Raw genomic sequence first — 12,610 nt, 5'->3', positions numbered from 1 at the left:
GGAACAAGGGCGAGGTTGCCGTTGACCGCTGACGCCAGAAAAGTCTCGCCGATCCGTCTGGTTCTCGAGACCGCCCTCGACGCCACGGTCGTCATGGGCGCCGACGGTCGGGTGCGGGACTGGAATCGTCAGGCCGAGGCGACCTTCGGCTGGTCGCGCCAGGAGGCGTTGGGCCGCCTGATGGCCGACCTGATCATCCCGGAGCCGGATCGGCGGGGCCACGCCGAGGGCTTGCGCCGACGCCTCGAGACGGGCGTCCAGAGCGTCCTGGACCGACGCATCGAGGTGATGGCGACCGATCGCGATGGGCGTGTTTTTCCCGTCGAACTTTCGATCTCCCGGATCGACGACGACGACGGCGAGATCGGTTTCATCGGCTTCATCCGCGATATCAGCGATCGCCTGAGCGCCCAGCACGCGCTGAAGATCGAACGCGACCGCAGCCAGAGCGTGCTCGACAACATGCTCGACGCCATGGTGCTGATGGACCGCGACCTGCGGGTGCTGCAGATCAACCAGGCGGCGCTGCGCATGGAGGGGCGATCGGTCCAGTCCATGCTGGGCAAGAGCCACCAGGAGATCTGGCCGGGACCGGAAGCCGAGGGGCTGCGGCGACGATACCGCGAGGTCTTGCGCTCCCAGACCGCCCTGGCTTTCGAGGAACAATGGAGCGATGCGCGCGGAACCATGTGGCTGGAGATCCGGGCGCAGCCGACGCCCGAAGGCGTCGCGGTGTTCTATCGCGACGTCACCAAGCGCAAGATCGCCGAGGCTGTGCTGCGGGACAGCGAGGCGCGGCTGCGGACCCTGGCCAATGTCGTTCCCGCGATGGTGTGGATGTCCTCCGACAGCGGCGAGATCGAGTTTCTCAATGACCGGTGGTTCGCGTTCACGGGGACTTCACCGCTGGCCGTCGCCGATCCGGCGTCCCTGCTGCACCCTGAGGACGCGGCCCGCGCCGCCCCGATCTGGAACGCCGCCCTGGAGAAGGGCGAGCGCTTCGAGGCCGAGCTGCGCATACGCCGCGGCGACGGCCAGTTCCGCTGGTTCCTGTCGCGCACCGAGCCCGTGCTGGATCGCGAGGGCGGCGTGGCCGGGTGGATCGGCGCCAGCATCGACATCGACGACCGGCGCCGGGCGCAGGAACGCCTGGAGCTGATGGTCAACGAGCTGAACCATCGCGTGAAGAACAACCTCGCCGCCGTCCAGGCTCTGGCCGCCCAGACCTTCCGCGGAAGCCCGTCGCTGCCGGAGGCCCGGGAAGCGTTCACCGCCCGCCTGATGGCCTTGAGCCGGGCGCACGACATCCTCACGCGCCAGCAATGGGAAGGCGCGCAACTGGCCAAGATCGCCACGGACGTGCTGGCTCCGAACCTGCCGAGCGCCGAGGCGGTGACCCTTGAGGGGCCGCCGGTTTCGCTGGGGCCCAATGCGGCCCTGACGCTGTCGATGGCCTTCCATGAGCTTTGCACGAACGCCCTGAAGTACGGCGCGCTCTCGACGCCCGAGGGGCGCGTGGCGCTGAGGTGGACCATGGCGTCCCCGGAGAGGCTGCATCTGACCTGGACCGAGAGCGGTGGACCGAAGGTTTCGCCGCCGACCGCAACCGGGTTCGGATCGCGCCTGCTCACCCGCAGCCTCGCGGCCGAGCTGCGCGGCGTCGTCACGCTGGACTTCGATGAGGCCGGCGTCGTCTGCACGATTGACGCCCCGCTAGACCAGGGGCGTCTTGGACCAGCCTCGGCCTTGCCGCAGATCGGTTGACGGGCCCACGGTCCAAGGACTTGTTCTAGGATTGCCGCGTCCGGTCCAGTCGGGCCATGGCGTGGAAGATCATGACGCTGGTCACCACCAGCACCGCGGCCAGGGCCAGCATGGGCGCCAGATTGCTGCCCGTCGCATCGCGCACCAGCGGCACCAGGTTCTGGGCGATGAAGCCGCCCAGATTGCCGATCGCGTTGATCGCCGCGATGCCGGCCGCCGCCCGCGGCCCGCTGAGGAAGCTTGGCGGCAGGCTCCAGAACACCGGCTGGGCCGAGAAGATGGCCGGAGCCGCGACGCACAGCATGGCGAACTTCAGCGCCGAGCCGGGCACGATCACGCTCAGGGTCAAGGCGGCCGCGGCCACCAGGGTGGGACCGGCGATGTGCCAGGCGCTGGCGCCGTGGCGGGCGGCATGGCGCGGCACCAGCCATAGGGCGACGGCGACCAGCAGCCACGGGATCACATTGACCAGGCCGTTGACGGTGTTGGACACGCCGAATGATTTGACGATGGTCGGCAACCAGTAGCTGAGGCCGTAGGCCCCCAGCGGCATGCCGATATAGAGACCCGCCAGGAGCAGGACGCGGGGATCGAACATCGCCTTCCAGGCGCCGCGATGGTCCTCGGACGCGCCGCCGCGCTCGTGGTCCAGCACCCCGGCCAGCCACGCCTTGCCCGCCTCGGGCAGCCATCTGGCCTGGGCCGGGCCGTCGGGCAGCTTCCACAGGACGTAGGGCGCCAGCAGGACGGCGGGGGCGCCGGTGGCCAGGAACACCCATTGCCAGCCGGCCAGGCCCAGCACCTGGTCCAGGTCCAGCAGCAGTCCGCCCACGGCCGAGCCCACCGCGTTGGCTACGGCGCTGGCGACCATGAACAGGCCGACCATCCGCGCGCGATGGGCCTGGGGGTACCAGAGGGTCAGCACGTAGAGCACGCCGGGGAAGAACCCCGCCTCGGTGACGCCCAGCAGGAATCGCAGCCCATAGAACATCGCCGCGTTCTGCGTGAAGCCCAGGGCCAGGGTCACCAGGCCCCAGGTGAACATGATCCGCGCGAACCAGACCCGCGCGCCTACCCGGGCCAGGATCAGGTTCGACGGCGCTTCGAACAGGAAGTAGCCGATGAAGAACAACGACGCGCCCAGGCCGTAGGCGGCCTCGCTGAGGCCTAGGGCCTTCACCATCTCCAGCTTGGCGTAGGAGACGTTCTGCCGGTCGATATAGGCGATCAGATACATCAGGCAGAACAGCGGCATCAGCCGCGCGGTGATCCGGCCGACGGTGGCCTTCTCCATTCCCGCTTCGGTGGGTTCAGACATCAGAGCGCGCTCCACTGGTCATGGCGCTCGGCGCCGTGTCGACGCGGCGTGGCGGCGCGGTGGAGTCACGCTCGATCAGAGCATGGTCCAGCACGTAGTCAGCCGTCGCCCCGTTGTCGGGTTCGGGTGAACGCAGGGCGCGCATCAGCCGGTCCAGCGCCACCGCCGCCATCTGCCGCACCGGCTGGCGCACGGTGGTCAGCGGCGGCCAGAGCGTGGTGGCCACCGTCGCGTCGTCGAAGCCGACCACGGTCAGGTCGCGCGGCACGTCGAGATGCCGGCGATGGGCCACCGACACGGCCGCGGCGGCCATGTCGTCGTTGCTGGCGAAGATCGCGGTGAGCGCCGGTTCGACGTCCAGCAGCCGCTCGGCGGCGAGCAGGCCCGAGCCGTAGGTGAAGGCGCCCTGGGCCAGGACCAGTTCGGCGCCCTCGACCGCGGCGACCGCCGCGCGAGCGCCTTCCAGGCGCTCCGCGCTGGCGGTCTGATCGGGGTTTCCGACGATGAAGCCGATCCGTCGATGTCCAAGGTCCAGCAGGTGTTGGGCCATGGTCTGGCTGGCCCGGCGGTCGTCGATGCGGACGCTGATCGCATCGACCGGCGGACGTCCGGAAGCGACCACCGCGACGGGCAGGTTGGCGGCGCGGAGCATGTCGCGGACGACGGCGGATTCACCCAAGGGCGGCGCCAGGACCACGCCCTGGACGCCGGCGGCCAGCAGCTTCTCCAGGTCCCGCGGCGCCGGGGGATGACCGCTTTCGCCGCGCGCCAGGATCAGCCGCGCTCCGGCGCTGGTGGCTTCCTCGAACACGCCGATCAGGAAGTCGCTCATGAAGGCGGCGCTGGGATTGGAATAGATCACCCCGATCCGCAGCTCGCCGGCCGTGACCAGGCTGCGGGCCGCTAGGTTGGGCGCGTAGTTCAGCTCGCGGATCGCGGCTTGCACGGCCTCGCGCGTCGTCTCCCGGACGCTGGCCCCGTCGTTGATGACGCGCGACACCGTCATGCGGGACACGCCCGCCCGCAGCGCGACATCGACGATGGTGGCGCCCCGGGGGCGGTCTGGCCTGTTCAACGAATAACCTTCCCGACGTCCGCCGGCGACGGGGCGGCGATCTGGTCCGATCGCGGCGCGCGAGTCTCCGGTAGGGGGCCATAGGGGCGTGGCGCGGCCATCAACACAAGCTCCAGGCGATCCAGGGCGAAGGTCCGGTTCGCGCTGAAAAACGAGGTCGTCACGGTCGCCTGATCGCTTCTCGGCGAACGCGAATGCGCCCGACGGGCCTATTGGGCTTCCGCCTGCGACCCGAAACTCATCATCCGGGCCGCGATCGCGGCCTGCGTGCGGTTATGCACGTTGAGTTTCCGCATCACCGCCGTCATGTGCGCCTTGACCGTCGCCTCGGCGATCCCGAGGTCGAAGGCGATCTGTTTGTTGAGCCGTCCGGAGTTGACCCCCTCGAGGACCTTCATCTGGGTCGGCGTGAGTTCGCAAAAGCCGAGGTTCGGGTTTCCGTCGGCGTCGCGTTGTTTCATCCCGGTCATGTTCACCCCTGTCTTTTCCTCTCCATCACCGGACGTCTTGCAACGGCCGGGCCTCCCGCCTTGGTCGGTGTGCCGGTCATTCGCCGGCGGGCGGTTCATGTTCAGCGAATTTGGAGATATTAGTTGGACAGATTCAAGTGTGTTGGTCAATGGTAACGTGCACAAATGAGATTCATCGGCCCATGATGAAAATCTGTCATACAGCTTGACGGCTTGCGCTGTGGATAGGCGCGCCGACGAAAAGGGGTGAGGTGGGGCTTCTTGCGTGCAGGGGGGCGCGGCCGACCAGATGTCGTGACGTCTCGGCGGCGGTAGGGTTCGCCCATGGCGGGGGTGCTGGTCGGCGAGCGCTTTTTGTGAAACCTGAAAGCGTGACCGCGCCGTGGCGGTCGCATTGGAGATCCGTTGGATGAGCCAAGGCCGCCTAGCCGACCGGGCCTATACCGCCATCGTCGAGATGATCAACACCGATGGCTTGGCGGTTGGCGATCGCCTGCCGTCCGAGTCGCGTCTGGCCGAGACGCTGGGCATGTCGCGCACCATCGTGCGCGAAGCCCTGGTGCGGCTGGCCGCCGACAGCATCACCGAGGCCCGGCGGGGGGCCGGGTCCTTCGTCAAGAACCGCCCGTCGGACAAACTGGGCGCCTACATGCCGCTGTCCGAATTGCCCTCGACCCTGGGCAGCTACGAGGTGCGCTTCGTGCTCGAGGCCGAGGCGGCGCGGCTGGCGGCGGCGCGGCGCTCGGCCGAGGAGATGGCCGGCATCGAGGACGCGCTCTCGAACCTGCGCGAGGCTCTGCTGTCGAACGCGCCGGCCCACGCCGAGGACATGGAGCTGCACCGTCGCATCGTGCAGGCCACCGCCAATCCCGCCTTCCTAGTCACGTTCGAGGCGCTGCAGCCCGACGTCGACCGGATCATGCGCGCGGGGGTCGACATCTCGCGGTCGCGACCGCCGGAAGCGATCGCCGAGATGATGCGCGAGCACGAGCTGATCGTCGAAGCGATCCGCGCCCAGGACGGCGACGGCGCCGCCCTGGCCATGCGCTGGCATCTCTCGCGCGGGCGAAAGCGGTTGATGCCCTAGCGTGGTCGAGGCCATGCGCTGGCGTCTCTCGCGCGGGCGAAAGCGGCTAATGCCCTGAAGCGCGCGCCGCGCCGTCGGCCCGATGCGCGGCGCCTTCCAGCCAGGCCTGGGCGAGGTCGCACAGGCGCTCGGGCGGCGCGACGGACCCGAGCGTGAACACCGCTTCGTCGGCGCCGGGGCGCTCGAGGGTGGCCAGCTGGCTGTCCAGCAGGCTGGCGGGCATATAGTGGCCCGAACGTTGGGTGAGCCGCCGCAGGAGCTCGTCATGGCCCGCGTTCAGCAGAACGAAGCGGGTGGGGGCCGCTATGGCGCGGCGCAGGCGTTCGCGATAGCCGCGCTTCAGGGCCGAACAGGCCGCCACGGCCCGTCCTCCCGACGCGACGGCCTCGCCGATGGCCAGGCCCAGCCGATCCAGCCAGGGCCAGCGGTCGTCGTCGTCGAGAGGCTGACCGGCGCTCATCTTGGCGACCGCGCGCGCGTCATGGAAGTCGTCGCCTTCCAGGAACGGGCAATCGAGCCGGCGCGCCAGCAGGGCGCCGAGCGTCGACTTTCCGCTCCCGCTGACGCCCATGGCGATGATGGCGAGCCCAGCGGGCGAGGCAGGGGGGGAGGGTGACTGCAAGCGGCTTCCTTGAAGGCTGGCTCGTCCGTCGAACGACCGACAGGCGGCCGTACGTTGAAGTCGAGTTCTACCGGGCCGCCGATGGGACGTAACTACGACCATGGTCGAGGATGGCGGGCATGCGGTGGTTTCCTTATCGATAAGGGATTGTGACGAGGAGAGCGGCATGAGAGCGGTCCTTTTGGCGGCGTTTCTGGCGGCCTCGACCCCGGCCCTGGCCTCGACCGGCTCCGTTCTGCTCACCGCGCCCGACGATCCGCGGGCGATCACCGTCAAGGGTGTCGGTGACGGTCGCGCGGACGACACCCAGGCCGTCCAGCAGGCCCTCGACGCCGCGCGCGACAAGACCGGCCACGGCCTGGTCTTCCTGCCGTCGGGCCGCTATCGCCTGAGCCGCAGCATCCTGGTGCCGCCGGGCGTGCGCCTCTTCGGGGTCGGCGCGACCCGGCCGGTCTTCGTGCTGGGCCCCAACACCCCGGGCTTCCAGACAGGCGTGGGCACGATGATCGTGTTCACGGGCGGCGACCAGTACCAGGTGGGCGACATTCCCGTGCCGGTGCCGACCGTGGTCCCGCCGACCAACAAGGTGCGCGACGCCAATTCCGGCACCTTCTATTCGGCCTTGAGCAATGTCGACGTCGAGATCGGCGAGGGCAATCCGGCCGCCGCGGCGGTCCGTTTCCGCATGGCTCAGCACGCCTTCCTCAGCCACATGGACTTTCGCCTGGGCTCGGCCTTCGCCGGGGTCTACCAGGCCGGCAACATCATGGAGGACGTCCACTTCCACGGCGGCCGCTACGGAATCGTCACTGAAAAGACCTCGCCGGCCTGGCAGTTCACCCTGATCGACTCGACGTTCGACGGTCAGCGCGACGCGGCGATCCGCGAGCACGAGGTCGACCTGACCCTGGTCAACGTGGCCATCCGGAACACGCCGGTCGGCATCGAGATCGACCGGGGCTACAGCGACAGCCTGTGGGGCAAGAACGTCCGTTTCGAGAACGTCTCCAAGGCCGGGGTGGTCATCTCCGCCGAAGACAACGTCTTCACCCAGGTGGGCTTCGAGAACGCCGTGGCGTCCAACACCCCCGTGTTCGCCCGCTTCCGCGACAGCGGCAAGACCGTGGCCGGCCCCGTGGGGGGGAGGGGGCGGGCCTACAAGGTGGCCTCGTTCACCTACGGCCTGACGCTGCCGGGCCTGGGCCGGATGGGCGAGTACAAGACCGATGTGGACATGGCTTCGCTGCCGGCCCCGCCGGCGGCTTCGGCCCCGGCCCTTCGCGCGCTGCCGCCGGTCGCACAATGGACCAACGTCAAGACGCTGGGCGTGAAGGGCGACGGCCAGGCCGACGACACCGCCGCCCTCCAGAAGGCGATCGACACCCATCGCGTGCTCTACCTGCCGATCGGCTTCTACAAGGTCACCGACACGCTGAAGCTGCGGCCGGACACAGTGCTGATCGGCCTGCATCCCGCCATGACCCAGCTGGTGATCCCCGACGACAATCCGCGCCACGCCGGCGTCGGCCCGGTGGCGCCCGTGCTCGAGACGCCCAAGGACGGCGACAACATCCTGTTCGGGCTGGGCGTCTTCACCGGACGCGTCAACCCCCGCGCCTCGGCGTTGCTGTGGCGGTCGGGCGCGGAGTCGCAGGTGACCGACGTCAAGATCATGGGCGGCGGCGGCACGCCCACCATGGACGGCAAGCCGCTGGGCGCGGCCCAGGCGCGAAGCGGCGATCCGGTGGCCGACGGACGCTGGGACGCGCAGTATCCCAGCATCTGGGTCACGGACGGCGGCGGCGGCACGTTCGCCAACGTCTGGAGCCCCAACACCTTCGCCTCGGCCGGCTTCTACATCTCCGACACCAACACGCCCGGCCACATCTACGAGGTCTCGGTCGAGCATCACGTCCGCAACGAGTTCGTGCTCGACAACGTCCAGAACTGGGAGTTCCTGGCCCCCCAGACCGAGCAGGAGGTCGGCGACGGCCCCGACGCGGTGTCGCTGGAGGTGCGCAACTCGCGCAACATCCTGTTCGCCAACTATCACGGCTACCGGGTGACGCGGTCGTATCACCCGGCCGAAACGGCGGTGAAACTGTTCAACTCGTCGGACATCCGCTTCCGCAACGTCCACATCAACGCCGAGAGCGGTGTCGCCCTTTGCGACACGATCAGCTGCGGCACCTATCTGCGGGCCAGCAAGTATCCGTTCGAGAACGCGATCCAAGACAAGACCCGCAAGCTGGAGGTGCGCGAGCGCGAGTTCGCGGTGCTGGACGTCACCGACACGCCGCCGCCGGCGGACGCCGCCAGCGGCCGGAAGGTCGAAAAGCTGGAAACCGGCTTCTGGTCGATCTCCGGCGCGACGGTGGGCGCGGACGGCGCGCTCTACTTCGTGGAGAAGCGCTTCCAGCGGATCTATCGCTGGACCAGGACCAAGGGCCTGGAGGTGGTCCGCGACCATTCGCTGGATCCCACGAACCTGGCGATCGACCGCTCGGGCAGGCTGCTGGTGGTGTCTTCCTACGGTCCGCAGGCCTCGGTCTATTCGATCGATCCCGACGGGCCCAAGGACGCGATGACCCTGATCGCGCCGACGGTCTCGGCGCCGCGCGCCGGCGCCAGGACGCTGCTGCCGGTCAACTGGTGGAACAACGGCGAATTCAGGGACCAGTACGATCCGGCCACCGGCCAGTTCACCACCCTGGCCGAGATGTTCGCCCGCGACGTCGCCGCGCCCAAGGCGCAGGAATACGTCTCGCCCGACGGCAGCCTGTCGCTGCCGGCCTTTCGGGTGTGGCGGCAGGGGCCGCCCGACCATGTCGGCTGGCGCTGGTCCGACAGCCTGCAGGCCAACGGCCTGATCGGCGGCGCGATCGGCGAGCGGGTGTTCGTCACCAACGGCTCGGAAAACAAAACCTATAGCGGCCAGGTTGGACCCGGCGGGACGCTGACCGACCTGAAGGTGTTCGCCAATCGTGGCGGCGAGAGCGTGGCGGTCGATGGGCAGGGACGGGTGTTCGTCGCCAACGGCCAGATCTTCCAGTATGAGCCTGACGGTCGGCTGGCCGGCCGCATCGACGTGCCCGAGCGGCCGCTGCAACTGATCTTCGGCGGCGAGGGCGACAAGACCCTGTTTGTCCTCGCCCACCATTCGCTCTACGCGGTGACGCCCTGACCAAGACCCCGACCACGAAAAGGTTCGCCATGAAGAGCTGGTTCGTCGCGCCGTGCGCGGCCCTGGTCGCGCTGCTCGTGGCGGCGAGCGGACCGGCGACGGCTTCGGTCTCGGCCTTCGCGACCGCGCCCGACGATCCGGCCGCCGTCATGGTGCGGGGCAAGGGCGACGGCCGCGCCGACGATGGGGCCGCGATCCAGGCCGCGATCGACGCCGCCGCGGCCAAGCCCGGCGGCGGCCTGGTGTTCCTGCCGTCCGGCCGCTATCGCATCAGCAAGACGCTCTTCCTGTGGCCGGGCGTGCGGGTGTTCGGGGTCGGCACCACGCGCCCGCGGATCCTGCTGGGCGACGCGACGCCGGGGTTCCAGAAGGGCGTGGCCAACATGGTGATCTTCGCCGGCGCCAAGCCCGACCCGGCCCGCCGCGTGCCGTTCCCGCCGCCGGGCAGCGTGCCGCTCAACAAGGAGATCGCCGACGCCAATTCCGCCACCTTCTATTCGGCGATGAGCAACATCGACTTCGAGATCGGCCGGGGCAATCCGGCGGCGACGGCGATCCGCTTCCACGCCGCCCAGCACGCCTTCTTGAGCCACATGGAGTTCGACATCGGCTCGGGCCTGGCGGGCCTCTACCAGGTCGGCAACGCGGCCGAGGACCTGCGCTTCAAGGGCGGACGCTACGGCATCCTGACCGAGAAGACGTCGCCGGCCTGGGGCTTCGTGCTGCTGGACTCGACGTTCGAAGGCCAGAGGGACGCGGCGATCCGCGAGCACGAGGCCGGCCTGACCCTGGTCAATGTGGCCATGCGCGACACCCCCGTGGGGATCGAGATCGACCGCGGCTACGGCGACTGGCTGTGGGGCAAGGACGTCCGTTTCGAGAACGTCTCGAAGGCGGCGGTCGTCATCTCCAACGAGAACAACGTGTACACCCAGGTCGGCTTCGAGAACGCCGTGGCCGCCAACACTCCGGTGTTCGCCCGCTTCCGCGACAGCGGGGCGACCGAGCCAGGCAGGGGACGCGCCTATCGGGTCTCGTCGTTCACCTACGGCCTGACCCTGCCGGGCCTAGGCCAGATGGGCGTCTACAAGACCGACATGAAGGCCGACGCCATCCCGAGCCTGCCGGCGCCGCGCCCGCCGGCGATCCGGGCGCTGCCGGCCGTGTCCGACTGGGCGAACGTGCGCGCCCTGGGCGCCAAGGGCGACAACGCCGCCGACGACACCGCCGCCATCCAGAAGACGATCGACGCTCATCGCGTGGTGTATTTCCCGGCCGGCTTTTACCGCGTCACCGACACGCTGAAGCTGCGGCCGGACACGGTGTTGATCGGCCTGCACCCCAGCCTCACCCAGATCGTGCTGCCGGACGGAACCCCGGCCTATCAGGGCGTCGGCGCGCCCAAGGCGCTGGTGGCCTCCGCCGCCGGAGGCGACGCCATTGTCTCGGGTCTTGGCCTAAACACCGGCGGGATCAACCCGCGCGCCACGGCCCTGCTGTGGACGGCCGGCGCCCAGTCGCTGGTCGACGACGTCAAGTTCCAGGGCGGCCACGGCACCAACCTCGCCGACGGGACGCGGTTCAATCCCTACAACGCCAACGCCACGGCCGACCCCGATCCGGCCAAGCGCTGGGCGGGCCAGTATCCCAGCCTGTGGGTGACCAACGGCGGCGGCGGGACCTTCGCCAACCTCTGGAGTCCCAGCACCTACGCCTATTCGGGCATCTACGTGTCGGACACCCAGACGCCCGGCCATGTCTACCAGGCCTCGGTCGAACACCATGTGCGCAGCGAGATCAGCCTCAACCGGGTCGCCAACTGGGAGTTCCTGGCGCCGCAGACCGAGGAGGAGGCCGGCGAGGGCGAGGACACCGTCTCGCTGGAGATCCGCGACTCCCACGACATCCTGCTGGCCAACTATCACGCCTATCGCGTGACCCGGACGCGGCGGCCGGCCGCCGCGGCGGTCAAGGTCTACAACTCGCGGGACATCCGATTCCGCAACGTGGCGGTGAACGGCGAAAGCGGCTTTCCGACCTGCGACGAGAACGGCTGCGCGACCTTCCTGCGCCTGACCAAGTATCCTTACGAGAACGCGATCCAGGACCTCACCAGCGGGCTGGAGGTCCGCGAGCGCCAGTTCGCGGCGCTGGACCTGACCGGCGATCCGCCGCCGGTCGCGCCCTCGGTCTTCCCGGCCGGCGCCCGGGTGGAAAAGCTCGCCGACGGCTTCTATTCCCTGGGCGGCGGCGCGGTGGACGCGGCCGGGACGCTCTATTTCACCGACCGTCGCCATCAGCGCATCTACAGCTGGTCGGCCGAGCGCAAGCTGTCGATCGTGCGCGACAACACGCTGGACCCCGTCAACCTGGCCGTCGACGGCTCGGGGAACCTGCTGGTGCTGTCGTCGGACGGCCGTGACGGCGCGGTCTACAGCTTCAGGCCGGGCCGTCCCGACACCGAGGTCACGGTGATCGCCGCGACCCCGGCGGCCGATCATCCAGCCGCGGCGACGGTGCTGCCGGTCAACTGGTGGAACAACGGCGAGTTCAAGGACCAGCTCGACCCGGAGACCTATCAGTTCACCACCCTGGCGCAGATGTTCGCCCGCGACATGGCCCTGCCCAAGCCCAGGGAGTACGTCTCGCCCGACGGCAGCCTGATCCTGCCGGCCTACCGCGTCTTCCAACAAGGACCGCCCGATTTCCGGGGTCTGCGTTTCTCGGACGCGCTCGACACCTACGGCTTCACCACGGCCCGGCCGGGGCAGCGGGTGTTCATCGCCAACAGCTCGGAAAACAAGACCTATAGCGGCCTGGTCGGTCAACAGGGCGCGATCACCGACCTGAAGCCCTTCGCCGATCGCGGCGGCGAGAGCGTCGCGACGGACGGGGAGGGGCGCGTCTATGTCGCCAACGGCCAGGTGTTCGTCTACGCCCCGGACGGTCGGGAGCTGGGGCGTCTAGACGTGCCCGAACGACCGCTTCAGCTGGTCTTCGGCGGCCCCGACAAGCGGACCCTGTTCGTCCTGACCCATCACGCGCTCTACGCGGTGCGCGGCCAATAGATCCAAGGACCGGCGGGCGCTT

At 69.1% G+C, this 12,610-nt stretch carries 8 protein-coding genes; 4 read left to right on the top strand and 4 right to left on the bottom strand.

What is annotated here, in order from left to right:
- Nucleotides 1-21: 21 nt before the first annotated feature.
- Nucleotides 22-1,764, top strand: a complete 1,743-nt coding sequence (locus BM066_RS08145; RefSeq protein WP_177218403.1) for a PAS domain S-box protein — start codon at nt 22-24, stop codon at nt 1,762-1,764.
- Between the two features lie 25 nt (nt 1,765-1,789).
- Here the strand turns inward: BM066_RS08145 and BM066_RS08140 are convergent, their stop codons facing one another.
- The 3 genes from BM066_RS08140 to BM066_RS08130 form a co-directional block, all read right to left on the bottom strand.
- Entirely contained in the window at nt 1,790-3,082 is a 1,293-nt protein-coding gene (locus tag BM066_RS08140; RefSeq protein WP_089926112.1) for an MFS transporter, read from the bottom strand.
- Nucleotides 3,075-4,157: a LacI family DNA-binding transcriptional regulator gene (locus BM066_RS08135; RefSeq protein ID WP_018113221.1), complete on the bottom strand. Its 1,083-nt coding sequence runs from the start codon at nt 4,155-4,157 to the stop codon at nt 3,075-3,077. Before BM066_RS08135 ends, BM066_RS08140 begins: the two co-directional genes overlap by 8 nt.
- Nucleotides 4,158-4,366: 209 nt before the next feature.
- The gene (locus tag BM066_RS08130; protein ID WP_029589462.1) at nt 4,367-4,627 is read right to left on the bottom strand and encodes a helix-turn-helix domain-containing protein; all 261 of its coding nucleotides are present in this window, start codon (nt 4,625-4,627) and stop codon (nt 4,367-4,369) included.
- Between the two features lie 409 nt (nt 4,628-5,036).
- Between BM066_RS08130 and BM066_RS08125 the strand changes: the two genes are divergently transcribed.
- Nucleotides 5,037-5,714, top strand: coding sequence for a FadR/GntR family transcriptional regulator (locus BM066_RS08125; protein WP_029589463.1), 678 nt, complete (start codon nt 5,037-5,039; stop codon nt 5,712-5,714).
- Between the two features lie 46 nt (nt 5,715-5,760).
- On the opposite strand, the gene BM066_RS08120 is transcribed toward BM066_RS08125, so the two are convergent.
- Entirely contained in the window at nt 5,761-6,336 is a 576-nt protein-coding gene (locus BM066_RS08120) for a gluconokinase (protein WP_255367519.1), read from the bottom strand.
- A gap of 166 nt (nt 6,337-6,502) precedes the next feature.
- Here BM066_RS08120 and BM066_RS08115 point away from each other — a divergent pair, with 166 nt between their 5' ends.
- Both BM066_RS08115 and BM066_RS08110 read left to right on the top strand, forming a co-directional pair.
- Nucleotides 6,503-9,520, top strand: coding sequence for a glycosyl hydrolase family 28-related protein (locus BM066_RS08115; RefSeq protein WP_089926110.1), 3,018 nt, complete (start codon nt 6,503-6,505; stop codon nt 9,518-9,520).
- 29 nt (nt 9,521-9,549) lie between these two features.
- Nucleotides 9,550-12,588 (top strand): glycosyl hydrolase family 28-related protein, encoded by a 3,039-nt coding sequence (locus BM066_RS08110; RefSeq protein WP_018113229.1) that lies wholly within the window; start codon nt 9,550-9,552, stop codon nt 12,586-12,588.
- Nucleotides 12,589-12,610 lie beyond the last annotated feature (22 nt).

This window comes from Caulobacter sp. UNC279MFTsu5.1, from assembly GCF_900114015.1.
Lineage (GTDB): Bacteria > Pseudomonadota > Alphaproteobacteria > Caulobacterales > Caulobacteraceae > Caulobacter.
Note: the sequence above shows the minus strand (reverse complement) of the source record. Positions and strands in the feature narration are given on the sequence as shown.

Excerpts from the sequence above, each read along its gene's own strand:
- BM066_RS08140 (WP_089926112.1), bottom strand. The coding sequence starts at position 3,082 with ATGTCTGAACCCACCGAAGCGGGAATGGAGAAGGCCACCGTCGGCCGG.
- BM066_RS08130 (WP_029589462.1), bottom strand. The coding sequence starts at position 4,627 with ATGACCGGGATGAAACAACGCGACGCCGACGGAAACCCGAACCTCGGC.
- BM066_RS08125 (WP_029589463.1), top strand. The coding sequence starts at position 5,037 with ATGAGCCAAGGCCGCCTAGCCGACCGGGCCTATACCGCCATCGTCGAG.
- BM066_RS08115 (WP_089926110.1), top strand. The coding sequence starts at position 6,503 with ATGAGAGCGGTCCTTTTGGCGGCGTTTCTGGCGGCCTCGACCCCGGCC.
- BM066_RS08110 (WP_018113229.1), top strand. The coding sequence starts at position 9,550 with ATGAAGAGCTGGTTCGTCGCGCCGTGCGCGGCCCTGGTCGCGCTGCTC.